At 43.9% G+C, this 26,436-nt stretch carries 24 protein-coding genes; 14 read left to right on the forward strand and 10 right to left on the reverse strand.

From position 1 onward, the window contains the following. Nucleotides 1-421: 421 nt before the first annotated feature. Entirely contained in the window at nt 422-3,238 is a 2,817-nt protein-coding gene (gene carB, locus AC5ZC7_RS28460; protein WP_496160799.1) for a carbamoyl-phosphate synthase large subunit, read from the reverse strand. A gap of 330 nt (nt 3,239-3,568) precedes the next feature. Between carB and AC5ZC7_RS28465 the strand changes: the two genes are divergently transcribed. From AC5ZC7_RS28465 to AC5ZC7_RS28485, 5 genes are all read left to right on the forward strand, one after another. Further along, nucleotides 3,569-3,748, forward strand: coding sequence for a hypothetical protein (locus AC5ZC7_RS28465; protein WP_511911611.1), 180 nt, complete (start codon nt 3,569-3,571; stop codon nt 3,746-3,748). Next, nucleotides 3,745-4,089 (forward strand): toxin-antitoxin system HicB family antitoxin, encoded by a 345-nt coding sequence (locus AC5ZC7_RS28470; RefSeq protein WP_496160801.1) that lies wholly within the window; start codon nt 3,745-3,747, stop codon nt 4,087-4,089. Before AC5ZC7_RS28465 ends, AC5ZC7_RS28470 begins: the two co-directional genes overlap by 4 nt. A gap of 223 nt (nt 4,090-4,312) precedes the next feature. Further along, nucleotides 4,313-4,552, forward strand: coding sequence for a hypothetical protein (locus tag AC5ZC7_RS28475; RefSeq protein ID WP_496160802.1), 240 nt, complete (start codon nt 4,313-4,315; stop codon nt 4,550-4,552). Nucleotides 4,553-4,605: 53 nt separating this feature from the next. Then, nucleotides 4,606-5,532 (forward strand): multinuclear nonheme iron-dependent oxidase, encoded by a 927-nt coding sequence (locus AC5ZC7_RS28480; RefSeq protein WP_496160803.1) that lies wholly within the window; start codon nt 4,606-4,608, stop codon nt 5,530-5,532. A gap of 5 nt (nt 5,533-5,537) precedes the next feature. Continuing rightward, nucleotides 5,538-6,191 carry a hypothetical protein gene (locus AC5ZC7_RS28485; protein ID WP_496160804.1) on the forward strand — a complete coding sequence of 218 codons (654 nt, stop codon included), beginning with the start codon at nt 5,538-5,540 and terminating at the stop codon, nt 6,189-6,191. Nucleotides 6,192-6,194: 3 nt separating this feature from the next. On the opposite strand, the gene AC5ZC7_RS28490 is transcribed toward AC5ZC7_RS28485, so the two are convergent. Then, complete coding sequence (locus AC5ZC7_RS28490) at nt 6,195-7,349, reverse strand: MFS transporter (protein ID WP_496160805.1); 1,155 nt, start codon at nt 7,347-7,349, stop codon at nt 6,195-6,197. Between the two features lie 26 nt (nt 7,350-7,375). After that, nucleotides 7,376-8,122, reverse strand: coding sequence for a DeoR family transcriptional regulator (locus tag AC5ZC7_RS28495; protein ID WP_496160806.1), 747 nt, complete (start codon nt 8,120-8,122; stop codon nt 7,376-7,378). 83 nt (nt 8,123-8,205) lie between these two features. Here AC5ZC7_RS28495 and AC5ZC7_RS28500 point away from each other — a divergent pair, with 83 nt between their 5' ends. Then, nucleotides 8,206-8,742, forward strand: coding sequence for a 5' nucleotidase, NT5C type (locus AC5ZC7_RS28500; RefSeq protein WP_496160807.1), 537 nt, complete (start codon nt 8,206-8,208; stop codon nt 8,740-8,742). A 119-nt stretch (nt 8,743-8,861) separates the two neighbouring features. Here AC5ZC7_RS28500 and AC5ZC7_RS28505 read toward each other — a convergent pair whose 3' ends face one another. Then, nucleotides 8,862-9,467 (reverse strand): helix-turn-helix domain-containing protein, encoded by a 606-nt coding sequence (locus AC5ZC7_RS28505; RefSeq protein ID WP_496160808.1) that lies wholly within the window; start codon nt 9,465-9,467, stop codon nt 8,862-8,864. 502 nt (nt 9,468-9,969) lie between these two features. Here AC5ZC7_RS28505 and AC5ZC7_RS28510 point away from each other — a divergent pair. The 4 genes from AC5ZC7_RS28510 to AC5ZC7_RS28525 all read left to right on the forward strand — a co-directional run bounded on the left by AC5ZC7_RS28510 (nt 9,970) and on the right by AC5ZC7_RS28525 (nt 14,628). After that, nucleotides 9,970-10,242, forward strand: coding sequence for a hypothetical protein (locus AC5ZC7_RS28510; protein ID WP_496160809.1), 273 nt, complete (start codon nt 9,970-9,972; stop codon nt 10,240-10,242). A 197-nt stretch (nt 10,243-10,439) separates the two neighbouring features. After that, nucleotides 10,440-11,585, forward strand: coding sequence for a CDC27 family protein (locus tag AC5ZC7_RS28515; protein ID WP_496160810.1), 1,146 nt, complete (start codon nt 10,440-10,442; stop codon nt 11,583-11,585). A gap of 112 nt (nt 11,586-11,697) precedes the next feature. After that, a complete protein-coding gene (gene acs, locus AC5ZC7_RS28520) occupies nt 11,698-13,611 on the forward strand; it encodes an acetate--CoA ligase (RefSeq protein WP_496160811.1) in 1,914 nt (637 codons plus the stop codon). Nucleotides 13,612-13,686: 75 nt separating this feature from the next. Next, nucleotides 13,687-14,628, forward strand: coding sequence for an alpha/beta fold hydrolase (locus AC5ZC7_RS28525; protein ID WP_496160812.1), 942 nt, complete (start codon nt 13,687-13,689; stop codon nt 14,626-14,628). Between the two features lie 174 nt (nt 14,629-14,802). On the opposite strand, the gene AC5ZC7_RS28530 is transcribed toward AC5ZC7_RS28525, so the two are convergent. The 6 genes from AC5ZC7_RS28530 to AC5ZC7_RS28555 form a co-directional block, all read right to left on the reverse strand. After that, nucleotides 14,803-15,369, reverse strand: coding sequence for a L,D-transpeptidase family protein (locus AC5ZC7_RS28530; protein ID WP_496160813.1), 567 nt, complete (start codon nt 15,367-15,369; stop codon nt 14,803-14,805). 130 nt (nt 15,370-15,499) lie between these two features. Continuing rightward, nucleotides 15,500-18,439: an insulinase family protein gene (locus AC5ZC7_RS28535; protein WP_496160814.1), complete on the reverse strand. Its 2,940-nt coding sequence runs from the start codon at nt 18,437-18,439 to the stop codon at nt 15,500-15,502. A 155-nt stretch (nt 18,440-18,594) separates the two neighbouring features. Next, complete coding sequence (locus tag AC5ZC7_RS28540; protein ID WP_496160816.1) at nt 18,595-18,924, reverse strand: hypothetical protein; 330 nt, start codon at nt 18,922-18,924, stop codon at nt 18,595-18,597. A 28-nt stretch (nt 18,925-18,952) separates the two neighbouring features. After that, nucleotides 18,953-19,897: an outer membrane beta-barrel protein gene (locus tag AC5ZC7_RS28545; protein WP_496160817.1), complete on the reverse strand. Its 945-nt coding sequence runs from the start codon at nt 19,895-19,897 to the stop codon at nt 18,953-18,955. Between the two features lie 19 nt (nt 19,898-19,916). After that, a complete protein-coding gene (locus tag AC5ZC7_RS28550; protein WP_496160818.1) occupies nt 19,917-20,978 on the reverse strand; it encodes an anti-sigma factor family protein in 1,062 nt (353 codons plus the stop codon). A gap of 41 nt (nt 20,979-21,019) precedes the next feature. Then, nucleotides 21,020-21,505 carry a sigma-70 family RNA polymerase sigma factor gene (locus AC5ZC7_RS28555; protein ID WP_496160819.1) on the reverse strand — a complete coding sequence of 162 codons (486 nt, stop codon included), beginning with the start codon at nt 21,503-21,505 and terminating at the stop codon, nt 21,020-21,022. A 381-nt stretch (nt 21,506-21,886) separates the two neighbouring features. Between AC5ZC7_RS28555 and kbl the strand changes: the two genes are divergently transcribed. The 4 genes from kbl to AC5ZC7_RS28575 all read left to right on the forward strand — a co-directional run bounded on the left by kbl (nt 21,887) and on the right by AC5ZC7_RS28575 (nt 26,086). Next, entirely contained in the window at nt 21,887-23,074 is a 1,188-nt protein-coding gene (kbl, locus tag AC5ZC7_RS28560; protein WP_496160820.1) for a glycine C-acetyltransferase, read from the forward strand. Nucleotides 23,075-23,225: 151 nt separating this feature from the next. After that, complete coding sequence (blaOXA, locus tag AC5ZC7_RS28565; protein ID WP_496160821.1) at nt 23,226-24,029, forward strand: class D beta-lactamase; 804 nt, start codon at nt 23,226-23,228, stop codon at nt 24,027-24,029. A gap of 237 nt (nt 24,030-24,266) precedes the next feature. Next, nucleotides 24,267-25,286: a VWA domain-containing protein gene (locus tag AC5ZC7_RS28570; protein WP_496160822.1), complete on the forward strand. Its 1,020-nt coding sequence runs from the start codon at nt 24,267-24,269 to the stop codon at nt 25,284-25,286. Between the two features lie 11 nt (nt 25,287-25,297). Next, entirely contained in the window at nt 25,298-26,086 is a 789-nt protein-coding gene (locus AC5ZC7_RS28575) for a tetratricopeptide repeat protein (protein WP_496160823.1), read from the forward strand. The last annotated feature ends 350 nt before the right edge of the window (nt 26,087-26,436 follow it).

The following is a 26,436-nucleotide window of genomic DNA, read 5'->3' on the forward strand; positions in this document are numbered from 1 at the left end:
TTAAATGCATGAGATAGTATGTATATATGATATCTTGAAAACTTTCTCCCCACTGCGAAAAACAGATGGTAACTAGCAATTAATACTAACTATTTAATATATTAATAATCAATAATTAAAGAATTATTAAAATTTTCATCTGTTATTGATTAGTTAACATCTCTTTTAAATATAATATTATTTGTAAACTGCATTACCGGTCACGCTATTTGAATCTTACCAGATTCAATAGTCGTGTCTTTAATGGTTATTTTGAGGGAAAAGAAGGAGCCTGATTTTTATCAGGCTCTGTTTTTTTTATAGCTAAAAGCTATTAGCTGTTGAGTACCGGTAAACACTATCACACGAGATGTATATGCATAAAACAAAAGCCATCGAAGCAATGCTCCGATGGCTTTTTTATTTTCAGCAAACAGTCAAACTATTTGCTCAGGTACATGCTCTTTTCTTTAAACAGTTGTCTGAAGTAAGGATCACGCAAGTCTTTGATAAAGCGGATCGCTTCACCGGTCGACTTCATTTCCGGCCCCAGTTCTTTGTTTACGCCGGGGAATTTGTTGAAAGAGAACACGGGTTCTTTGATAGCAAAGCCGGTGAGTTTCTTTTCAATTGTAAAGTCCTTCAGCTTGTTGGCGCCAATCATCACTTTGGTAGCGATGTTGAGATATGGTACCTGGTAAGCTTTCGCGATAAACGGTGTAGTACGGGATGCACGCGGATTGGCTTCAATCACCGCCACTTTACCATCTTTAATGGCAAACTGGATGTTGATCAAACCTTTAATGTTCAGCGCGCGTGCAATCTTTTCCGCGTAGTATTCCATGGTGGTTACTTCAATCGGCGACAGGTTGAAAGCCGGCAGCAACGCGTGGCTGTCGCCACTGTGAATACCTGCTGGTTCAATATGTTCCATCACACCCATTACATGGAAATCAGTACCATCAAAAATACCATCTATCTCTGCCTCCTGGCAACGATCCAGGAAGTGATCAATCAATATTTTGTTACCTGGTAAGTGTCTCAGCAAACTCAGTACAGATTCTTCCAGCTCTTCTTCGTTGATCACGATTCTCATACGCTGACCACCTAATACATAGGAAGGACGCACCAGTACCGGATAACCTACTTCTTTCGCTACTTCAATTGCATCATCTGTATTGTAAGCAGTACCATACTTAGGATAAGGAATTTCAAGCTCTTTCAACATATCAGAGAAACGACCGCGATCTTCTGCGATGTCCATGTCGTTGAAAGAAGTACCGATTATCTTCACGCCTTTCTCTTCCAGTCTCTTCGCGAGTTTCAATGCGGTTTGTCCACCCAGCTGCACAATCACACCTTCTGGTTGTTCCAGCTCAATGATTTCCCACAGATTCTCCCAGTATACCGGCTCGAAGTACAGCTTGTCCGCCATATCGAAGTCAGTAGATACTGTTTCGGGGTTGCAGTTTACCATGATCGCTTCGTAACCGCAATCCTGGATAGCCTGTAAGCCGTGTGTGCAGCAGTAGTCAAACTCAATACCCTGACCAATCCTGTTCGGACCGGAACCAAGTACAATGATTTTCTTCTTATCTGTTTTGATACTTTCATTTACCGTATCGAAAGTAGAGTAGAAATAAGGTGTTTTTGCCTCAAACTCCGCACTGCAGGTATCTACCATCTTGAAGGTACGGGTGATGCCCAGTTCCTTACGTTTAGCGTATACTTCATCTTCATCGCAATCGCCGAAGAGTATAGACAGTTGTGCATCGGAGAAGCCCATTTTCTTGGCATCTTTCAGCATTTCTACCGGTACGCTTCGCAGGTCGTGTTCCAGCAATTGTTTTTCCAGGTTCACGATATCCTGGATCTGGTTCAGGAACCAACGGTCAATGAACGTCAGCTGGTGAATATGTTTTACAGATACACCCGCCATCAAAGCATCTTTGATACGGAATATACGATCCCAGGTAGGACGCTTTAATTTCTCAATCAATTGCTCGCTCTTCATGAGAGACTTACCATAGTAGCCCAGGCCGAGTGCATCGTTCTCGAGGCTCTGACAGGCTTTCTGCAACGCTTCAGGGAAAGTACGTCCAATAGACATTACTTCTCCTACTGATTTCATTTGCAGGCCAAGGGTATCATCAGCTCCTTTGAATTTATCAAAGTTCCAGCGTGGCATTTTTACGATCACGTAATCCAGTGCCGGTTCGAAGAAAGCAGAAGTGGTTTTGGTGATCTGGTTTTCCAGTTCATCCAGGGTATAACCAATCGCCAGTTTAGCAGCGATTTTCGCAATCGGATAACCGGTTGCTTTAGAAGCCAGTGCAGAAGAGCGGCTTACGCGAGGGTTGATCTCGATCGCAATCAGTTCTTCATTTTCTGGGTTCAGGGAGAACTGTACGTTACAACCACCGGCGAAGTTGCCGAGGTCGCGCATCATCATCATGGCTTTGTTACGCATGTCCTGGAAAGCGGTATCGCTCAGGGTCATGGCAGGTGCCACCGTGATGGAATCCCCGGTGTGAATACCCATGGGGTCCAGGTTTTCTACGGTACAGATGATAACAACGTTATCGTTTTTATCACGCAACAATTCCAGTTCATATTCTTTCCATCCGAGTACGGCTTTTTCCACCAGTACTTCGTGGATAGGAGAAGCTTTCAAACCACGGTCCAGGGCTTCGTCCAGGTCTTCTTTGCTGTGTACAAAACCACCACCGGTACCACCCAGGGTAAAGGAAGGACGGATTACCAGCGGGAAGCCTATTTCCTGGGCAAATTCTTTTCCTTCGAGGAAAGAGTTAGCCGTTCTGGCCGGCGCCACCGGGATACCCAGTTGGATCATCCACTGACGGAACTGTTCACGATCTTCTGCTTTGTCGATCGCTTTAATGTCAACCCCAATCAGGCGAACATTGAACTTTTCCCAGATGCCCAGTTCGTCTACTTCTTTACAAAGGTTCAGCGCAGTTTGCCCTCCCATGGTGGGTAATACGGCATCTATCTGGTTTTCTTCCAGAATCTGCTCAATGCTTTCCACGGTCAGTGGCAGCAAATAAACCTTATCGGCCATCATAGGATCCGTCATGATGGTAGCCGGGTTGGAATTAATCAATATCACTTTAATTCCTTCTTCCCGCAGCGAACGTGCTGCCTGGGAACCGGAATAGTCAAATTCGCAAGCCTGACCAATAATAATGGGTCCAGAACCGATAATGAGAACAGATTTGATAGATGAGTCTTTTGGCATTTGTGTAATCTATTGAAAATGAAAAACCAAATTGATTTTCCTGCCGTGTGAGGGAACAAAAAAATCGTGCAAAGTTACGGGTTTTGAAGTTTATAAAGTGAAAATAATTTTATTTGGGGGGAAGTTTTTTTCAGGAGATGATTAAATACACGAAGTTTTATATAGAAAAAATAGCGCACATGAGACTGTAACTAAAATTTAGTTGCAAAACATATTCACTTGTTGTAAATTGCAATGAACATCCATTGCCCCCATGTCCAAAAAGAAAAACTAATAGCACGGCTATTAAGCAAACCTGTAGACTTTACTTATGCCGAGTTAATAAAACTAATGGCAGCCTTAGGCTTTGAAGAAGATAATTCTGGCAAAACATCAGGGTCAAGGGTGGCATTTATAAACAGCAGCACAAAGCAAATTATACGATTACATAAACCATACCCGGGTAACATTCTCAAGCGTTACCAGATATCACAACTAATAAATGAATTAAAAAACTGCGAACAACTATGAAAAAAAAGGGTATGCTGCAATACAAAGGTTTTTTAGGCAGCGTTCATTTCAGTGCAGAAGACGATGTATTCTTTGGCAAAATTGAGGAAATAGATGATCTCATCAGCTTTGAAGCGAGTACTGTAAAAGACTTACACACCTCCTTTGAAGAAGCTGTGGAAGATTATCTGGAGCTTTGCAAAAAAGCCAATAAAGAACCTTTTAAACCAGCCAAAGGATCATTCAATGTCAGAATATCTCCAGAGCTTCACAGGAAGGCTATACACACTTCCAAACAAATGCATTTAAACCTGAATCAGTTTGTCCAACAGGCAATAGAGCGGGCCGTAGCCACTTATTGATGAACTTGCCGGTTAGCAGGTAGTTCCTGCTAACCCTATTTTCCGTATAAATACTTATCTAGTTCTCGTCAGATTGCCATAACTTTAACATCCGCAGTAAAGCACTGCGTATTGAACCCCAAAACGACTGGCACTATAACTACAACAGCCTCTTTTTAGAACAGGAGGAGTATTACTATCTGTTTTCTATAAATATTTTACACACCCCAAAAAAACACATGTCATGCGTACAGCAGAAGTTCACTACGGTGATAACGGTCACGTAGATCTTGCCGTTCCTAAAGGCACCAAACTCGAAGACATCACCAAATTACAAGCAATGGTGATCAAACAAATTAACCCCCGTGGTTGCCAGGCTTGCTTATCCGGTGTACACTTCAATATCCGGGAAAAACTGGAAGAAGTGATTAAAGTAGACCTGGATAAAATGGCCGTCATTAAAAATGTGGCAGCACAACATTAATGTAGTTCAACCGTCCCGGCTTATACCGGGACGGTTACTAAATCTTCTCTCCCATGTCACAAGTCATATCATCAGCCAGGGTGGGACATCTTTATCAGCAAACTATCCCACAACTGGGCGTAGGATTACTTTACAATCCTTCTCTTGAATTATACCTGCAAGCTTGTCCGGACACCTGCGATTATGTGGAAATCATCCCGGATATGTTCTGGACAGACCGCGGCAGTGGACGGCCCCAACGATTTGAAGAAATTGAATCCTGGATGAATGTATTGGATAAAATAGCCGCGCAATATCCCTTAACGTCACACAACATTTCCTACTCTCTCGGCAGCGCCGGCATCTTCGATAAAACGTACCTGGAAAAAATGAAAGAATGGCATCAACGCTATGGTTTCAAATGGCACAGTGATCACCTGTCTTTCGTAAAAGTGCATAATGATCAACAGGAAGAACACAATGCCGGGTTGGCCGTTCCGGTACCTTACGATTATGAAGTGCTGGATATGATTGGTGGCAGAATTAACGCCATTAAACGTGCCATCCCGACCCCATTCCTGGTAGAGAATAATGTGTACTTCATTGACCTGCCAGACCAGGAACTCAGCGAAACCGCCTTTCTGAATGAGCTGTCGAATGACACGTCCTGCGGACTATTACTCGATATTCACAACGTATACACCAACGCCGTTAATCATCACTTTGACCCTAAAACATTTATCTCACAACTGCAACTGGACAAAGTGATTGAAATTCATATTGCAGGAGGCAACGAGCTGGGTGGGATGTATACCGATTCTCACGCGGGACCTTGTCCACCGGCTGTTTGGGAGCTACTCGATTATACGCTACCGTTAGTTCCTAATTTATGCGGCATTACTTTCGAGTTTCATGAATCCTACTTTCACCTGCTGCAGTTCGAGGGTATTACCCGTGAATTGAACCGGGCGAAAGCAGCCTGGCACCTTTATCATACCTGAAACATATGTCACTCTTATCTTTTCAGAAAGCATTAACAGACCTGATTGCTTCTCCGCAGTTATGTCTGCAAATGCGTACTAACCCAACGGATATACTACAGCGATACGACCTGACTGATCGCGAAAAGGCCCGCCTGCAAACGGTGGTACATCAACCCGGGATGTCTGTTAGTTGTACGTTGTATCGTGTAAACAGGATTACACCTATTTATACGATGCTTCCCTATACCTGCTTTTTGCTGGGCCCTACACTGGTTACGCAGGTAGAAGCCTTTTGGCAGGTACAGCAAAAATCAGATTTACAATTTAAGCGTGAAATCACCCTCTTTGGTGAATTCTTACTACAGCAAATAGATAACGGAGTACTCACCAGCCCTTATCTACGGGAGATTGTAGCGATGGAACTGGCGATAAATGAATTGAATTTTTTACCAAAAGAAGCATTGATACATGCACCGCTGAATGAACAAGGTACACATCCCCTGGTAAGATTAATACCATTTGATCATTCCCCGGAAGTGCTGCTCACCGTACTTGCCGGCATGCAACAACCGCAGGAGAAAATGCCAAAGGGAGCTTACTGGCTCATGATAGATCACCGCGAGGAAGAAATGTCGTTCAGCACACTGCCCCGTATGAACGGAGCAGTGGCTGTTTGAGGATTATACTTTTATCCGGGAAGACATGACTGCAATAGCCGCTCCCATCACTGCAATTAATGTAAAGGCAACACCCAGGCTGGTGGCTTGCGCCACAAATCCAATCAATGGAGGACCAAACAGGAAGCCCATATAACCAATCGTAGATACGGTAGCCAACGCCATACCCGGCGGTATGGTGGTGGATTTCCCCGCAGCGCTGTATACCAGCGGCACCACAGCAGAAACACCCGCACCTACTAACATGAATCCCAACATTGCCGGGAAGAAATAAGGGAAAATAACCGCCACGATTAAGCCCGTAGCTGTTAACGTACCACTCAACAGCAGCATCTTTTTAACCCCAAATTTCGTAGTCAGGTAATCTGCTATAAATCGCCCGGAGGCCATGGTACTCATGAATGCGGCATAGCCGGCACCAGACAATCCATCTCTCACTAATAATACTCTTCTGAAATATACCCCTCCCCAATCAAACATGGTTCCTTCGCAGATCATAGAGCACATGGCAATAATGCCCAGTGTAAGCAGGAAATTATCCGGCTTTGCAAATAAGGAAGGCACTTTGTTTTCGTTGGGGACCCGCAATACCAGGTGATTCATGGTCAACAGCAGGAGCGTCCAGGAAATGCCGGCAATAATTAAAAAGTGATATACTGGTGCCATATGCAAGCCTGCCATCCAGGTACCAATGGCAGCACCGGTAAACCCAGCCACACTCCATAACCCATGGAAAGAGGCCATGATAGAACGCCCGTACATAGCTTCCACGCCAACGGCCTGCGTGTTCACCGAGATATTCGCCATGTTTCCGCAAAAGCCGAAGATGACGAGGAGAATACTCAGCTCCCACACGTTATGTGCCAGCCCCAGTGTAGGTAACACAGCGGCATAAGCAGCAGCAGCAATCAGCAATATCTGGCGACTACTATATTTTGATATCAGTACTCCCGTTAAGGGTAATGCAATCACAGAGCCCACAGGCAGTGCCAGTAACAAACTACCTAATCCCGCGTCATTAAGGCGCAGGCTTTGCTGGATATCGGGAATTCGCGAAGCCCAGCTGGAAAAACATAAACCGGTAAGAAAAAATAAAGCACTTACCGCAATACGGGTGGCTCTTTTATTAATCATCACCATCGATACATCCTGTAACATCTTCGGTAAGATAAAAATTAAACGGATTAAATTACCTGTATACCCAGGCGGCTATATGGTTTTAAGGAAGGCAGGTCCGGATTATCCGTGATAATAGTATCCAGTAATGTGATATCGCATACCTTGAAAGGTTCTGCAGTACCCATTTTATCGCTGGTTGCCAATGCCACTCTTTTGTTGGACGATGCTATCATTACACTTTTCACATCTGCTTCACCCAGATCCAGACCGGTTACGCCCGCATCCGGATGCAGGCTGCAAATACCGAGAAAGCAAATATCTGCCCGCAACTTTTCGAGCATGCGGATGGTATCCATTCCACCGGCAGTTTGTGAATCTTTACCAATTAATCCACCGGTAAAAATTACTTCAATAGCCGGATGTTCTATTAGCTGCGCCACAATGGGTACACTATTCGTGATAACGCGGATATGCAGGTTAGGAGGAAATAATTTCGCGAGCATTAAGGTAGAAGTTCCGCCATCCAGCATAATGGTTTGTCCGTCGTGCAAAAAAGTCAATGCTTTGACAGCCATCTGTTTCTTATCGTCTTCGTGGTACTGGATACGTTCCTTGAAAGAGTATGGGTTGGGAGAATGTGGAATAGCGCCTCCTCTTACTTTAATCAGCTGCCCGTTCTGCGCCAGGGATTCCAGGTCTCTCCGTACGGTATCTTCAGATACCTGTAAATCACTGCTCAGCTCTGTTTGCAGCACTTTATGGTCTGTTTGCAGCTTTTTAAGGATGTAATCCAGGCGTTCCTCTTTCAACATGCTCATGCTATTTTCTGCAATATTATGAAATATTTTGCAATAATTTGCCGAATACTGCATAAATTTGCAAGAAACAGCAAAATATGGCACGTATAGCAATCGATATGGACAATGTAATGGCAGACCTTACCAAGCACCTGCTGGATGTGTATGCCAAAGAATATGGTGAGGTAATAGACCCGGAGCGTTTGAATAATATACCGGAGGGTAGTGCATTACCAGAGGGAGTAGCCCACCACCTGTTAATGCAACCAGGTTTTTTCCGAAACATTCCGGTAATGGCGGGTAGCCAGGAAGTGGTGAAAGCATTAGTGGAAAATCACGAAGTATTTATTGTATCTGCGGCGATGGAGTTTCCCTTCTCATTGGCAGAAAAGCTGGAATGGCTGAATGAACATTTCTCTTTTATCAGCTGGCGTAATATTGTATTCTGCGGATCCAAAACTATTGTGGAAGCAGATTACATGATTGACGACCACGATAAAAACCTCAGTACTTTCAAGGGTACTCCTCTCCTTTTTACAGCCCCGCATAACCTGTCCCTGACGGACTATCAACGGGTAAACAACTGGGAAGAAGTAGCGGCTTTTTTTACAGTAAATAATGTGGAAGCGGTGTAGGGCAACGGCTTACCCTGGGGGAATAATTACTTCTTATGCAGCTCCCCGCTGCTTTCTCCGGGTAAGCCTATTGATAATAGTAATGGGCCAAACAATAGTGGCTTACCGGAAGGAACCTCCTATTTTGAATGATTTTGTTTGCGGCAGGCGGTCAGCTCCTTTTTTGTTTGCACAAGTTCATCTCTTAGTGCCGCATGGCTTTTCAACAATTGGTTATACTCTTCCAATTGCTTGTAATACTTCTCCCTTAACAACATCATTTCTTCACTATCTGTGCTCCTTGATTCCTGGACCACACCCGGGTTCAGAAAAGCATCCACACTCATATCCAGCCCTTTGGCTACCCTGTCCAGTTCATCTGGTGAAAAGGTTTCCTTTTCAAAGAGATTGTACATTGTGCGCCGGCTCATGTCCAGCCGGTTGGCAAGTTTACTTTTATTGAGTCCTTTTTCTGCGATGATATGCTGTAAACGGTCGCCATGGTGGATGTTTTTCCCGTTGGTGATTTGCATGGCCCCGCTCCATCTCATAAATTCGTCGGAAGTAATGCCAATAAGCGCACAAAAGCGCTCCATAGTGGCTCTTTTCATGTCACTTTTACGCAGGTGATAATGCGCAATCTGGTTGGTGAAACCTGCCATAGCAGCGAAATCCACTATTTTAATTTTCTTCTGCTTCAGTATCTGCTTCAACCGGTGTCCCATGTGTATCAGGCTCGACTGCATCCTATTCATTTTAAATTATGATGCTACATACAGGGTTATGCCTGTCGTATTATCGTATAATTTAACAATTAATATTTCATTTTGTAAATAAAAATATCAATTTAACGAAAAAAATATAAGTCTGTAAACAGCCCTGGCTAACCATCGACCCTGCTAACTGTGAAGGATATACGCAAAAAATAGTGATAAATATTTCTCAATTTGACTATCAGAAAGCCACATTGATAATTCTACTAAAATACGTCACATTTGTCGTGTAAAATATACACATCTATTATCTGTTACCAGATCTAAAATAACGGGAATAAAATCCCATCAAACACAGCACCACACTACATTACATGAATTATTATTTTTTTTCTTGAAAGTAAAATTTTATAATTATAAATTGCATGATTATAAATATATTTGCTTACACTAAAATTATAGATTATAAACATGCTCATTCTTACACAAACGCTGTTGTTAACCATATCCAATCATACAGTAAATATTACCTACCATGAGTAAAGAACCAATCAATGTTCTGCTGGACATTCACACCAAACTTTCCGCGCTCCCAATTATTTTCAGAGAAAGGGTATGTGAAGAATGCAATTGGAGTACCCCCACGTTCTATCGCAAAATGCGCGGAAGAGACAAGCCCAATCCTAACGAGAAGGGGAAAATTATTCCTGCGCTCAGCAATGCCGAGAAGCAAAAAATTATTGAGATCATGGAAGAAGTGTATACAGCGGGTGATGAATACTTCGAGAAATATAAAAGGCTCTCCTGATAACTCCCGTTGTCCTTCATCCCCTGTTCTGTAAAAACATTTTCCTACAAGTTTATTTACAACAGTAAAAGCCTTGTTACCTACCCCTGGTATACAAGGCTTTACTTTAAAATAAAAATTCGCTGGCAAAATCGCGAAAACTAAGTTTTTCTTTTTAAAACTAAATTCTTAGTTTTAAAATTATAAAACTCATTTTTATGCGTCATTGCCTGGCCCACCTTCTTTACATATTGCTCCTGGCCCTCGCCACACAACCCGCATTCAGTCAGCAAACCATAGACCGTACCCAGCTAATGGAATACCTGCAAAATCAGCAATATGAAAGCGCGATCAGTTATTTACAGCCCAGAGTAGCAGAAAACAGTGTTTCTCAGCTATCCCTGCTCGCATATACCTACTACCTGTCGGGCAAAACGAAAGACGCCATTACACAATATGAAAAAGTATTGCAGCTGGACAGTAATAATGTACCCGCCCATCAATACCTTGCCAGCATATGCATGCAAATGGAATCACCGCAACTCGCCATTCCGCACTACCAGGAAATTATCCGGCTACAGCCTACCAACGCCACTACGTATAAACAACTCGCCTTCGCAGGCTTTGCCGCTCAGTTGCCTGATAGCGGCTTTGCATGGCTGCAAAAGGCCTGGCTGCTCAATCCCGCCGATCCTAAAGTAACCGCCCGCCTGGGTGAAGAATGGATAGGGAAAGAACAATATGCCCTGGCGGACAGTATTCTCCGGGCGTTTCTACAAAAGGATTCCACTCAGTCTTCTGTGGTGATGACTGCCGTAAGATCCGCGTGGTTCCTGAAAGACTATACCCGATGCACCACCCTGGGCAACCAACTGATGAACATGAAAGTTATTTCTCCCAATACCTTCAGCTTTGTAACGGCGGCCTGGTACATGTTAAAGAAATATCAGCAATGCATTGATGTATACGAATACCTGTTGGTCAACAAAGGCCAGTCAGAAAATATTATGTACTACGCGGCACTGGCGCATACTGCATTAAAAAACTATGAGGCCAGCAACGAATTATTAAGCACCTGCATTGACCTGGCTACTTCCAAAAGCCTTGATAGTTACTACAGTGGTAAATCAGCCAATTATGAAGGATTGCACCAATATAAAGCTGCCGTCACCAACCTGGATACCGCTTATTATCTTTTCCATAAACCCCTGCGTCAATACGGCATTGGCCGCATTTATGATGTACAAATAAAAAATAAACCACAGGCCATTATTCATTACAAACGCTTTATGAAAACAGCCGACAGGCGTGACCCTCAGGATGCAGAGATTTACAAATACCTGCGATCATATGTTGAAAAATAATCTGCTTTTAATATGATTTTTTAGATTATTTCTACTAAAACATCTGGTTTTTCTTAAATTTAAACCCCGTTAGGAAAATGCTTGTACTTAACCAATAAACAATTACGGTGCTATGTCGTACCCATACCAGATCAAGAGTATTGAAGATTATCAGCAGGCTTATCAACAAAGTGTGATTGACCCGGAAGGCTTCTGGGCCAACGTTGCAGACCATTTTTACTGGCGCCGCAAATGGGATAAGGTATTGGACTGGAATTTTAAAGATCCGGAAATCAAATGGTTTACCGGTGCAAAACTGAACATCACAGAAAACTGTCTGGATCGTCATTTGGGTACCCTGGGCAACACTCCCGCTATTATCTGGGAACCTAATGATCCGGAAGAACGTCATCGCATTATCACTTACCGCGACCTCTATAATAAGGTTTGCCAGTTTGCCAATGTGCTGAAGAATAATGGTGTGAAGAAAGGTGATCGCGTATGTATATACATGGGTATGATCCCTGAACTGGCGATTTCCATACTGGCTTGTGCCCGCATTGGCGCCATTCACTCCGTAGTATTTGGCGGTTTCAGTGCCCAATCTATCGCAGACAGAATACAGGATGCACAATGCAGCCTGGTAATTACCTGTGATGGCGCTTTCCGTGGCGCCAAGGACATTCCATTAAAATCAGTAATGGATGATGCCCTGATGACTTGCCCATCTGTAAAAAAAGTGATTGTTTGTACCCGTACCCGCACACCTGTAAGCATGCTGAAAGGCAGAGACCTGTGGTGGGAAGACGAAATTAAACAGGTAGAAACTATGGGCAACCCGCCTTGCCCTGCAGAAGAAATGGATGCAGAAGATTTACTCTTCATCCTCTATACTTCCGGCTCTACCGGCAAACCTAAAGGCGTGGTACATACCTGTGCCGGTTATATGGTATATGCCAACTATACTTTTGTAAATACCTTCCAATATCAACCGGGTGAAGTATACTTCTGTACCGCAGATATCGGCTGGATCACCGGACATAGCTACATTGCCTATGGGCCGCTGAGTGCAGGCGCCACCACACTCATGTTTGAAGGGGTACCTACCTACCCGGATGCAGGCAGACTGTGGGAGATTGTAGATAAATTCAGAGTTAACATCTTATATACCGCCCCTACCGCCATTCGCAGCCTGATGAGCTATGGCCTGGGTCCTGTTAATCATAAAGACCTTAGCTCACTTAAAAAGCTGGGTAGCGTAGGCGAGCCTATTAATGAAGAAGCCTGGCATTGGTTTAAAGACAATATTGGTAAGGGTAAATGCCCGATTGTAGATACCTGGTGGCAAACAGAAACCGGTGGTATTATGATCACCCCTATTGCCGGTATCACCAAAGAAAAACCTGGTTATGCTACCCTGCCACTGCCGGGTGTACAACCTATCCTGGTAGATGAAAATGGGCACGAACTGAAAGGTAACGGCGTTAGCGGTAACCTTTGTATCAAATTCCCATGGCCAGGTATGTTACGCAGCACTTACGGCGACCATGAGCGCTTCCGTAAAACTTATTTCTCTACTTACGAAAATCTCTACTTCACCGGCGACGGCTGTTTACGGGATGAAGACGGCTATTACAGAATTACCGGCCGCGTAGATGACGTACTCAATGTAAGCGGCCACCGTATTGGTACCGCCGAAGTAGAAAACGCCATTAATATGCACGCCGGCGTAGTGGAAAGCGCTGTGGTAGGCTATCCTCACGACATCAAGGGACAGGGTATCTACGCTTATGTGATTATGGAACGCCTGACACATGATCCGGAACTGACTAAAAAAGATATCGCACAAACAGTATCCCGTATCATCGGACCTATTGCCAAACCAGATAAAATCCAGATTGTAAGCGGCTTACCTAAAACCCGCTCCGGTAAAATTATGCGCCGTATTCTGCGCAAAATTGCCGAAAACGACCTGGACAACCTGGGCGATACCTCTACCTTACTTGATCCTTCTGTAGTAGACGAAATCAAGGCTGGTAAGCTCTAAAGAATTTTTATATCTTTCGCGAAGGGATGCAGGAATTAATCACTGCATCCCTTTATTTATAAATGTCAACCCGGCATGAAACGCTTCCTCAAAAGAACAGGCTGGATCTGTGTTTCCCTGTTTCTCTTATTAAATATCATTGCGGCTTTCCATGCCTGGAAATTCACCCATTTTTATGATGAAAACGGCCGCCGGAATAAGCTACCGGAGCAAATGAGTAAAGCGGAAAAGCTGGGTATCATATTTTTTGGCGTCCGCATCGCGAAATCCGTTACTACTCAATCCCCCGCTGTCTCTTTTGAAACAGTACACCTGCGCACTCAAAATGGCTTGCAACTGGAAGGCTGGTGGATTCCTGTAAATAATGCTAAAGGTTCCGTGATCCTTTTCCATGGCTATAATGGTAATAAAGGCTCCCTGTTTCCGGAAGCAGACCGCTTCCGGGCATTAGGGTATAATACCTTCCTGCTTGATTTCCGCGCACATGGCAATAGCGAAGGCCATACCTGTACGGTAGGCTTTAAAGAAGCAGAAGATGTGAAGCTGGCCTGGGATTATGTACATCAGAAAAGCAAACAGCCCATTATATTATGGGGTGTAAGTATGGGTGCAGCGGCCATTCTGAAGGCGGTAACGGAATATGGCCTGAGTCCCCAAAAGCTAATCCTTCAATGTCCTTTTGCCACGCTTACAGACGCCGTAAAAAGCAGAATGCGCGCCGTCCACCTCCCAGCCACGCCATTGTCGCAGCTACTCACTTTCTGGGGTGGACTGGAACAGGGCTTCTGGGGAGCCGGATTTAAACCGGAAAGTTATGCCAGGCAGATAAAGGTACCCGTACTCTACTTCTACGGACAACAGGATATTCGTGTAACACGGGAAGAAACCCAGGCTGTATTTTCAAACTTAGGCACCCGGCAAAAGAAGCTGCATATATTTCCTAATGCCGGCCACCAGTCTTTCTGCGGCAAGGATGCTACCGCATGGACGAAAGAAGTAACGGCATTTCTTCAATAAAAAAGCGCGCACCATACGAGTGGAGCGCGCTCTTCACAGGATCTGACCCGCCGATTGTATATTTGAGTCATGGTGCAGTAACACTGCGCCACTAGATGCCGTTTCCTTTCCTGCTACTAAATTACAATGCCTGGCTGCCGCCGGGAATCACCTGCTGTATTATATACAAAAATCTTACCGGCGTATTACTACCGGGGTTCCTACTTTAATCACTTCATACAATTCATTCACGTCTGCATTTTTCATACTGATGCATCCTAGGGTCCAGTTAATCCTGCTTTCCACATAATTATCCCGGATACCAGAGTTGTACTCCACGCCATGAATGCCAATAGCCCCTCCAATACTGGCTTCGGAAGATACCAACCCCTCCGATTGCCGCTGATGGAATTTTTGCCAGGACGCCTCATTCGGATAATCCAGCAACATAAACCGGCTCCAGCTTTTATCTACCCTTTTGCTTAAAACATGAAAAGTCCCCTCCGGAGTTCTGCGATCTCCTTCTACTTGTTTATCTGTTTGATCGCGGTTACCAAATACCACTTTGTAGATTTTCCTCAACGTCACATCCTCGTACACATACAACCGGTAATCACTCTTATCTATTAGCAGGAAAATTTTGTCCGGATCAATGCTGCCTGCATTTAACCGTACGTTGTATAAATCAGGTTCGTTGACAAATCCACTCAATGGCAGTAGCAACAGGATAACTACCAGCCAATAATGACAGCACTTCTTCATAGGAGTATTTAATATGCAGATAATGAAACGCGGGAGGATAGCAGTTTATTGTTTTGCAAATGTTCATAAAAAGCGAAGGCCCCCTGCGTCATGCAGGGAGCCTTCGCTTTTTCATACTCAGATACAATGATTAGTAACCGAAAATTTCATCCAGTGACAGCTTCTTCACTTCTCCATATTTCTTCAACTCATCTGCAGAGATCTTCTTTTCAGAAGCTACAATGCAATAAGTATATGGTTTGTGAGCCAGGTTCTGCTCATGGAATTTCTTCACATCATCGAAGGTCATTTTATCGATAGACTCATATACCTGTTTGCGGATATCGGTGTTTTGACCGAGTTTCTGTGCAGCCAGGTAGCTGAAAATGATCCCGTCGTTGGTGATACGTTCTGTTTCGATATCCTGTTTCATGCCTTCTTTTGCTGTTTCCAGCAGTTTATCAGCACGGGGAACATCATTCAGTAATTCGTTCATACCAGTGATCGCATCATTCATTTTATCGGCCTGGCTTCCTACATAAGCGATAGCAGAGTAGCGTTCACCTTTTTTATCAGGAGACGCATAGAATGCGTAGGTAGAATAAGCCAATGCTTTAGATTCACGGATGGTCTGGAATACTACAGAACCCATACCACCACCGAAGTAGCTGTTAAACAATGTTACCAGACCTGTTTGAGCCGGATCATATACACCGGAGTTTCTCAGCCAGTTTACTTCTGTTTGTACCATGTCGTAGTCTGCAAACAGCACCTGGTTTTTGTCCTGGTTGCTTTTTACAAACTTCACTGCTGCAGGTACTTCTTTCATGGTAGCAGGTAAAGTGTGTAATCTTTTCACGTCAGCCGCAGCAGCAGTCAGTGTTTGCGGTCCCCAATAGATGACATTATGTTTGTAAGCAGGCAGTTCATGTAAGATGTCTGTCAGCTCTTTAGCAGTAATACCATCCAGGTCTGCCTGGCTTAACTGGTTGTTGAATGGATTTTTAGCACCATACATCGCATAGTTTACCACGCCTTTCATGATAGCACCCTTGTTCAGCTTACTGTCTGCGCGCGCTTTCTGAAGACGGCCTTTGAGGGCTGCCAGGGCTTCTTCATTAGGTTTGCAGTTAGCGATGATATGTTCAAATAATGCAACTGCCTGGTCAAAGTTTTCCTGTAAACCAGTGATCGCGATGGTGGTATTTTCTGCGCTGGTAGCTACATTGAAGTTACAAGCGATATTGTAAAACTCTTTGCTGATCTGCTCGGAGGTATATTTATCTGTGCTCAGGAATTGCAGATACTGTGCCGCCAGCGGGAGTTTTTTATTGCTCCAGCTACCCATGTCAAAGCGATAGTACAAACGGAAAAGACCATTGTCTTTATTCTGTACGTACATCATATCTGTGTTACCCAGGGATGTTTTCTGGATATCTTTTTCGTAATCCAGCCACTGTGGCTTCACAGGAGTAGCAGGCATACCGGCAATCTGCTGCAGGAAAGCAGATTGTGCTTCTCTGTTTACTTCTACCGGTGTAATAGTTGGCTTTTCTACTTTCTGGATGTTTTTGTCTTCGCCTTTACGTTTGTAAACAATAACATAATTGTCACTGAGGTATTTATTGGCGTAGTCTACGAGCTGCTTTTTGGTAACAGTGCCCATATCATCTACATAAGCCACATCATACGCCCAATTCTGCCCTTTACTTTTAATAAAGCCATCCATCAGGGATTTAGCACGGTTGTTATTGCTTTCCAGGCCTTCTAATTCGCTCAACTTGCTGTTATTAACAATTGCTTTTACCAGGGATTCGTCGAAGTTGCCTTTTTTCAGGATATCGAGTTGACCCAGCAGCAAGGCTTTCACTTCCTCCAGGGTTTGGCCTTGTTTGGCTTTACCACTCATGGAGAAAATGGAATAGTCTTTCAGTCCCATTACACCAGCACTGGCATTCAGGACTTTCTGTTGTTTATTGATATTCAGATCCAGCAAGCCGGCTTTACCATTTTCCAGGATGGAACCCAGTACGCCCAATACCACATTGGATTTGGTATCGAGTGCACCTGGCATTCTGAAAACGATATCCACGCTTTCTGCATCAGGACCAAACACTTCTTTTACAACAGGTGCTTTGATGGGAGCTTCCGGAGCAGGCTTGTATTCCTTTACCGGCTTAGGTTTCATGTAGTTGAACTTCTCATCGATGGCTTTCACTACGTAATCAGGATCGAAATCGCCCGCCATTACTACCGCCATATTGTTAGGCACATAGTATTCATTATAGAACTGGCGAATAGCTTTCAGATTAGGATTCTTCAGGTGCTCAACAGTACCGATGGTAGACTGCTGACCATAGTTATGGGTAGGAAACAGGGCCGCCAGCATCGTTTCATATACTTTGCGACCATCGTTATCCAGTCCACGGTTCTTTTCCTCATATACTGCTTCCAGTTCTGTATGGAACAAACGGAAAACAGGATCGCGGAAACGTTCTGCCTGAACGGTGAGGTATTTGTCGATAGCGTTGGAAGGGATATCTTCTTCGTAGATGGTTTCCTCTACCCAGGTGTGGGCGTTGGTACCTTGGGCTCCCATACCAGACATCATTTTATCGTATTCGTTGGCGATGGCGTATTTAGCGGCAACACCGGAAACGCTGTCGATTACATGATAAACGGCTTTGCGGGCAGCCGGATCAGTGGTTTTATTGTATTTATCATACAAATCCGAAATCTGGTCCAGCAGCGGTTTTTCTTTTGCCCAGTCGAGGGAACCGTATTGCTGGGTACCTTTAAAGAGCAGGTGTTCCAGGTAGTGAGCCAGACCGGTGTGGTCTTTAGGGTCATTGTCACTACCAGCGCGTGTGCCGATCAACGTCTGAATACGGGGATCTTTTTTGTTGACACTCAGGATAACTGTCAGGCCGTTTTTGAGTGTGTAAAAACGCGCCTTCATGGGATCATTGGAAATATATCGGTAGGTATAGCCACCTGAAGCTGCTTCCTTCCATTGATATTTCCCCTGTGCTCCTGCAGTTTTCAGCGAGCAGGCAAACAGGCATAGTAATACGACTCTTTTAAGACTCATACAATAGTTGGTTTTTTGAAAATTAGTCTGTCAAATATACCGGAAGTGAAAAATAAATACCGCGAAAAAGGAAGATAATTGTATGAGCGGTAGATGCAAAGGGGAAACAACCGATTGTTCAACCGGTAAAAATCTTAGCGAGACCGATGAATTGATCAGGGATAGGTATTATAAATGGCGTAAGGATTTTTTGCCAGTGCCAGGTTAAATAACAAGGCATCTTCCCTTTTGCTGGTTTGCTTTTTAGGCCGGGGTTTAGTCCGGCTATGCAATACGTAGGAGGTGGTACTGGTGGCATTACCTGTTACACCGGAGATATAATGGGGTGGTATATTATGGGGTAAGATAGCCACAGGAAACTGTTGTGGCTGGTCGTCCCGGTGGACACTATTTTTCTCGATCCGAACGCCTAACAAACGTTTTTCACAGGAATGAATCCATGCAATACAACCAATACATGTCATCAGAGCAACAAAAGAACGCATAAACACAATTTAGGACTGGCTAATAAACTTAGAATCCATTCAAACGGATACCGATTGAGAATGGATATTGTTGTAACCCGTAATCATGTAATGCCGTCAGGGCAAAGTTTGCATACAACTTCACAGGACCATAACCTAATTCACTTGTTAACCCAAAACGCCATTTATTCAGATTAAAGTCGTCGGTTTTTCTCACTTTGCCTCTTTCCGCACTTACTTGTTTTGTTCTGGATTTGAGCAGATAACCACCAGAGACACCAATACTCGCCTGAAACGCACGATTCGGGTGAGCGGGGTTAGAATTGAAATTAAGCATTACTGGTACGGAGATGTACTCGGCAAACAGCTTATTTTTTGAAAACTCTACGGAGTCCCTGATTATTTGTGTAGGATAGCCTGGCAAATATGTGATGTTACGGGCATACCTATAGTTATTCATCTCTAATCCTAAAGCATATAACAAGTTAAGTTTGTGTTTTGTTATATTAAGTCTTTGCTCAAATATCCAAATATTAAAATTGATTGATTTTCCGGTGATTAGCTTGAATTCGGAAGGTGTTAATGGCTCACTTGCCTCCCTGGGTGCAAAAGTTGCCAGTCCTGCTGCGGAATAGTCAAATTGTTTTGCCACCGCTTGTGCCATGGCGCCATTATAATACTGGGTACTGTTAGGATAATAGCTGATAAAGCTGGCGCCGCTATAGTCACTTCTGTCGATATAGTTATTAAATCCAAGGTCGAATACAAACCATTTGGTTTGCAGGTTCTTTTTCAGCTTCTGACGGGCATAGGCAGTATCACTATAAAATTTATAGCTGGTGCGGCCTTTGTCGTTCTTTCCTTTTATGATGATCAGTCCTTTGATCTGTATGGTATCCGCTGGGGTCGGAGTATTTTGTGTATCTGCCTTTTGCGCATGAGCCCATTCGCCACATAATACCAGTAACAAGATGAGTAAAATTTTATGCTTCATATGCTATGACCATGATTTATTATTTATTCCGCTTACGGGAAAAAAGCTTAGCTACGTTGGTTACTTTATCGAGAATTTTGCTGTCGCTGCCACTTACTGACATAATCAGCTCTCCCTGTACACCAGGGGCTGCGGTGGCGGCAGCTGTCATTTTACCTGCGTTATCATTTATCTTGGTGTTGGAAGCCAGCAAGGTTTCTTTTGTTGCTTCCGGTTTCACCGCTGCGATATGTGCGTTTTCTGCCTGTTGCAGGTGTTGTTCTACCAGTTCGTCTACTGAATTACGCTGTGGTGGCAACTGGGAGATCACCGGCGCATCTGCTTTAGGGATATTGGTAGTGGCCACCTCTGTATTAGGTACAGGTGTTGCAACTGGTTCCTTTTCGCGGGCGATAGCAGCTTTATGGCTTTTCGCAGGCTGTGACAATTCTTTAGACTTGTTAACAACATCGGGGACTGCCACCGGAGCAGCGGCTACCTGTGGGGTGACAGGTGACGGAGTGGGCGTTACCGGAGGTGTTGTTACAGTGATAGCGGTATTCCCTGCAATAGCCGGAGGCTGTTGGGCATGATGACCGGCGGGCAACATCCAGATAATCAGGCCGGCTACTACTGCGGCAGCAGCGGCGCCCCATCCAATCCGGCGGTATATTGGTGCAACTTTGCGTGCGCTGCTTCTATATAAGGCCGTTTTATCTCCAAATACCAGTTGGGTATCCGGTGTTAATTTAGTGGCTTGCAGGAGCAATAGCTCCTGTTGGGCAGCGGGGTGTGTTGCCAGGTAAACCTGTAACGTTCTTTCTTCCTCAATGGTTAGTTCCCCGTCGATATGCCCCAACATTAATTCCTCATAATCAACTGTATCTGTAGATGCAGTTTTATATAAGGCCGCTTTATTAACAAATACGATTGTTTCATCCGGCACTACCTTCACTGCTTCCAACAACTCCAGTTCCTGTTTGAACTGGGGATGTTTTTGCAGGAAAAGCTCCAGCGCCGCCTGTTCTGCCTCATTCAGCTCACCATCGATGTAGCTGAGGAGGTAGGACTCGTAGTTTGATATGTTAATCTCTATTGACAAAAATCTAATTTATTATTAACCTCTTAAAAAGTATAAAATTTTTATATAACATTTTCCATTTTCACCAGGTAATTTTTCAGATGTATCCTGGCCCGATGGAGGTAAACCTTTACCTGCGAGGGGTTCAGGTTCATCATTTCTCCTATTTCTTCGTAGGAATATCCTTCATAATCCTTCAGCATTACCAGGGAACGTTGTACCTCACTCAATTTGGACAATGCTTTTTCTATGACTTCTTTCGCGTTATGTATTTTATGATCTGATACTTTCTCTTCTTCTTTGAACTGTTCTACCAGGGTGATCCGCTTTACCTTACGCACATGGTCGATCATATTGTGGTAGCCCACTGTAAACAGGTATGACTTTGCCTTTTCAAAAGGCACATCCTGGCAGTGTTTCCACAATATTTCGAATGAATTCTGTACTACGTCTCTGGCATCTTCCGCATGTTCCAGATTTTTAACGATAAAGCGGAATAAATTGTCCGAATACAGATCCACGCATTTATTGTACTCCTTTTCCGTCATTCCGGTGGTGCGGGATTTTAGTGCTAAGTTCCGACAAATACTTTAATACCCATCATTGACAAACTCCATTCTTGTTACCCACACCATCTCTAAAGTCAGTACAAATCATACCCACAGTTGTAGTAACAGTTCCTTTCAAACTGATGATCAACCTTTTATTCAGTATACTCTTTCTGTATTTTATTTTTAAGGTTGATTCGTCAGCTTTTCATTTCATGGCATTTATAATCATGATAGTACTATGACGGAGGGCGACGGCTAAATGTTACACCTGGGTCAAACTTTTTGCATATCCGGTCGTTACTCATTTGGGCGATAAATAATCGTAATACATTTATCGTCTCTAACTTTGGTGCATGTAATCTAAATATTACAATTTTTATGAATAAACCGTTTATCACCCGCTTGCGGGAAGAATTAGGCGAGATCAACAAAGCCGGCTTGTATAAGAGGGAGCGCATTATTACATCTGAGCAGGGAGCTGAAATACAGGTGGGTGGCAATACCGTACTGAATTTCTGTGCCAATAACTACCTCGGACTTTCCTCACACCCTGCGGTAGTGAAAGCTGCCAAAGATGCTATTGATACGCATGGATATGGCATGAGCAGTGTTCGCTTTATTTGTGGTACGCAGGATATTCACCGCGAACTGGAAGAAAAAATCTCCAAATTCCTGGGTACAGAAGATACCATCTTATACGTAGCGGCTTTTGATGCCAATGGTGGCGTATTTGAGCCATTATTCAACGAGCAGGATGCTATTATTTCCGATGCGCTGAACCATGCTTCTATCATTGATGGTGTTCGTCTTTGTAAAGCACAGCGTTTCCGCTACGAGCATAATAATATGGCTGACCTGGAAGCAAAGCTCCAGGAGGCAAAAGGCTGCCGCAGCCGTATCATTGTAACAGATGGCTCCTTCAGCATGGATGGAACCATTGCCCAGCTGGACAAAATCTGTGACCTGGCGGATAAATACGATGCTATTGTAATGTCCGATGAGAGCCATTCTTCTGGCTTCCTTGGCAAAACTGGTCGCGGTACCCATGAATACCGTGGCGTAATGGGCCGGGTAGATATTATTACCGGCACCCTTGGTAAGGCACTGGGTGGTGCATCCGGCGGTTTTACCAGCGGACCGAAAGAGGTAATTGATATCCTGCGCCAACGCAGCCGTCCTTACCTGTTCTCCAACTCTGTGGCTCCCAGCATTGTAGGTGCATCTATCGCTGTACTGGACATGCTGAGCGAAACCACCGCCCTGCGCGACAAACTGGAATACAACACCAAATACTTCCGTACCAAAATGACGGAAGCTGGCTTCGATATTAAACCCGGTGATCACCCTATTGTACCCGTAATGCTGTACGACGCCGTATTGGCGGCCCAATTTGCAGATAAGTTACTGCAGGAAGGCATTTATGTAATCGGATTCTTCTTCCCTGTAGTTCCAAAAGGTCAGGCTCGTATCCGCGTACAATTGAGTGCCGGCCATGAACAAGCACACCTTGACAGGGCTATTGCTGCCTTTACGAAGGTGGGTAAAGAACTGGGCGTTATTTCCTAGTAGCCGAACGCATAAAGCGGAAAACAAAAAGCCACTATGGCGAATGATAAAAGCGAGTAATATTCGCAATGACCATTCGCCATAGTGGCTTTTTGCTTTTCGCTTTATGCTTTTAGCTACTTTTGCATCTTACAATTTAATCTTTATGCTGATGAAACGATTTGGCTGGATGTTATTAGCGATAGGATTGTCCCTTGCTGCCTGCGCGCCGAATAATGTAAAAGAAGAAAAGAGCTGGGAAAAATATTTTGCCCAATACAAAGTAGAAGGCACTTTTATGCTATTCAATAACAGCCAGGGTGAATTTAAAGTATACAACCTGGAAAGGGCTAAAAAGCGTTTTCAGCCTGCATCTACCTTCAAAATATTCAGTTCGCTGGTAGGTTTGCATACCGGCGCTATTAAAGATACCGGCATGGTAATTCCCTGGGACGGTGTTACCCGTAAATTTCCCGAATGGAATAAAGACCTCACTATGGCAGAAGCTTTCAGAGGATCTGCGGTGCCTTACTTCCAGGAAGTAGCCCGTCGAATTGGTCAACCTACCATGCAGCTCTGGCTCGATTCCATTAAGTATGGCAACATGAAAATCAGTCGTTTAGATACTTTTTGGCTGGATAACTCCCTGCTGATATCACCAGATGAGGAACTGGGATTTGTGAAGAAACTATATTTTGACCAGCTCCCATTTGCTAAAACTACCATGAAAAGCGTTCGTGACGTGATGCTCATGGAAAAAACACCCAAATATGAGCTGTCTTACAAAACAGGATGGGATTATAACGACGTAAAGAAATTAGGCTGGGTAGTAGGTTGGATAGAAGAAAACCGCCACCCCTGCTTCTTTGTGCTGAACATAGAAACAGAAGATCCTACTGTAGATATTCCTAAAGTACGCATGGAAATACTACGTAATATCCTGACAGACGCAGGATATTTCAAAGGAGAAATGTAAGAGCGGAAAGGGGAAAGCAGAAAGCAAAAAGCCATTATAGCGAATGATCTTTGCGGATATACCCGCTTTAATAATTCGCTATAATGGCTTTTTGCTTTCTGCTTTCCGCTTTCTGCCCTCACCCAACGTTAAAAAAACGATAAAACCCCACCTCTCCGGCTTGCAATACGTCACAAAAAAATTATTTTTGATATCTTACCTGGTTTACTACCGGTAACGGATATCTTAAAGTCGAATATGTTACGATTTCAGCATAGTGAATATTTATGGGCGCTGGTACTCCTGTTAGTATTACAGGTGGCCTTCCTGGGTGTATCCTGGTGGAAACGCCGTTCTATACGCCGCATTGGAGATCAGGCGCTGGTAGAAAAGCTCTTTACCGGCTATTCCCGCAAACTGTTTGTATTAAAGTTCCTGCTTATTTTCCTGGCGTTCTTTTTTGGTGTAATTGGCCTCGCCAACCTGCAAAAGGGAAGCCGCATGGAGAAAATTACCCGTAAAGGAGTAGACGTAATGATTGCGCTGGACGTAAGTAAAAGTATGCTGGCTACTGACGTACAACCAGACCGTCTCACCCGTGCCCGGCAGCTGATCAGCAAATTAATGGACAAGCTGGACAATGACCGTATAGGCCTGGTGGTATTTGCCGGCAACGCTTATCTCCAGATGCCGCTTACGGTTGACTATTCCGCCGCTAAAATGTATCTCAGCACTGTATCTCCCGATATGATTCCTTCCCAAGGTACTGCTATCGGCCAGGCCATACAGGTGTCTGATGATGCTTTCAATAAAAAAGAACGTAAACATAAAACCCTGATCATTATCTCCGATGGAGAAGATCACGACGAAACGGCCATACAACGCACCAAAGCGGCATTCGACAACGGCGCTGTTACCAATACCATTGGCATCGGCTCTGTAGCCGGCTCTCCTCTCCCTGACGCCGAAACCGGCGGTTATAAAAAAGACAGGGAAGGCAATACCGTTATTTCCAAGCTGAATGAAAACGAGCTCAAATCCATTGCGGCAGCTGGCAAGGGTATCTATCAACACCTTGATAACAATACCGACGATGTAGTGAATACATTGGCCAATAAAATTGATAGCATGGAGCAGAAAGAGTTCGGAGAAAATGTATTCACAGATTACAACAGTTATTTTCAATATTTCCTGGGCATATGCCTGGCATTGCTGCTGATCGAATTTTTTATTCCTGAAGTACGTTTCAAACGTCCTAAAGCAACACCCGCAGCTTAACACAACGGCTCATGAAAGTTATTTTTATAAAATATTGTTTTATTACCCTGGTAGCTTTGCTCACCGGCAACTACGTTTTTGCACAAAACGGCGGCAATCAGTATATCCGCAAGGGAAATGAGTTGTATAAAAAACAACAGTTCTCCGATGCGGAAGCCAATTATAAAAAAGCACTTGAACAAAATGCACAGTCGGCCATTGGTAATTACAACCTCGGCAACTCCCTGTATCAGCAAAAGCGCTACGATGATGCCCGTAAACAATATGCCAACACCCTCAAACTAGGCGAGAAACCAGGCATAAAATCCGATGCAGATTACAACATCGGTAATACTTACATGGAAGATAAAAAGTGGGAAGAAAGTATTAAGTCCTACAAGCAGGCGCTGAAAATAAACCCTTCTGACGAAGATGCCCGCTACAACCTCGCTTATGCTCAGGCCATGCTGAAAAAACAACAGCAAGGCGGCGGCGGTAACGACAAGAAAGACAACAAGGACAAAAACAAAGACAAGAAAAACGATAAAAACAAAGACCAGGATAAAAACAAGGATCAGAACAAAGACCAACAGGACAAGGACAAAGACAAAAATAAAGATCAAAACAAAGACCAGAACAAAGACAAACAAGACAAGGATAAAGACAAACAAGACCAGGAGAAGCCGCAACCTCAGCCCAGCAAAATGAGCAAACAGGAAGCAGAACGGTTACTGCAGGCACTATCCCAGGAAGAAAAAAAGTTACAGGATAAGGCGAAGAAAGTGAAGGGGCAACCGGTATCTGCAGAGAAAGACTGGTAAGCATTTCATCCCTCATTATACATTTACATCCAAAAGTAAGCTCACTTGCTTTTGGATGTTTTATTTATAGCAACATAAATATAACGTTAACGCCTGTACGCTATCAAGACAAAAAAAACCGGAATAAGAGTATTCCGGCCGTTTTACCTAAACCTACAACTGTTACGCGATGGCAACAATTCTCTTTCGTGTTTTAAAGCAACAGCGCCCCCTTTTACAGAAGCGCTGTAATGCTCATTCATCAGGAATAATTTGTTTGCTGTTACTCATTTCTTTCACTACTGCATATAGGCCGATTAATTGATTCTTCATCACTCGATTCATTTAACCTTTTATTGATTCCTCTGCCA

The sequence above is a fragment of the Chitinophaga sp. 9-1-y genome (assembly GCF_059511905.2).